1 protein-coding gene is annotated in these 557 nt (G+C 62.7%); it reads right to left on the bottom strand.

Annotation, left to right across the window (positions count from 1 at the left end; genetic code table 11):
- Positions 1-121: 121 nt before the first annotated feature.
- Positions 122-427 carry a hypothetical protein gene (locus EN893_RS37115; protein ID WP_127271135.1) on the bottom strand — a complete coding sequence of 102 codons (306 nt, stop codon included), beginning with the start codon at positions 425-427 and terminating at the stop codon, positions 122-124.
- Positions 428-557: the final 130 nt, after the last annotated feature.

Here is a 557-nt window from a genome sequence, read left to right as displayed (position 1 = left end):
GCAACGTGGCCGTGGTCGCAATATCTCTCACGATAATCTCTCCGAATTCCAAGTCGTGAGAGAAACGCTCCTGAGATAACGAGGTTCCATTAGCTTGCGCGATAATACCAGCCAGCGGCGTTTATTGCTTCGGCGGCTGGGGCGGCACTTCACCCGGCTTGATCACCGGCGTCTTGCCTTCCTCGGGGGCCGGCGCCGCCATGCCCTGGTCGCCCGTCGGGGGCGGTTTCAGCACGCCGCCGCAATCGTTGAGCTTCGCGGTCAAATTGCCGTCATCGGCCTGCTGTCCAGGCTGCTGTTTTGCCCCTTGCTCGGTCTGAGCCCTGCATTTGTCGGCCTGTGCCTGGCTGTCGTTCTGCTGCTGGGCCGCGGCCGGCACTGCCAGCGCCAGCATGAGGCCGATTGGCATGATGGCGAGAATTCTCATCACTGCCTCCTTCTTTCTTGCACGGTCGCCCGCGGCGACCTTCCCTTCACAGGGACAACGTCTGTCGACGAAAAAGGTTGGCCGCGTCGCCGGGCGGCATTGCAACCAAACCCGTTCGCCGGCCGTTGCG

Source organism: Mesorhizobium sp. M7A.F.Ca.CA.004.04.2.1 (assembly GCF_004022825.1).
Lineage (GTDB): Bacteria > Pseudomonadota > Alphaproteobacteria > Rhizobiales > Rhizobiaceae > Mesorhizobium.
The sequence above is the reverse complement of the archived record's forward strand: the minus strand, read 5'-3'. Positions and strand labels throughout refer to the sequence as shown.

Coding starts and splice junctions, on each gene's coding strand:
- EN893_RS37115 (WP_127271135.1), bottom strand. CDS start 427: ATGAGAATTCTCGCCATCATGCCAATCGGCCTCATGCTGGCGCTGGCA.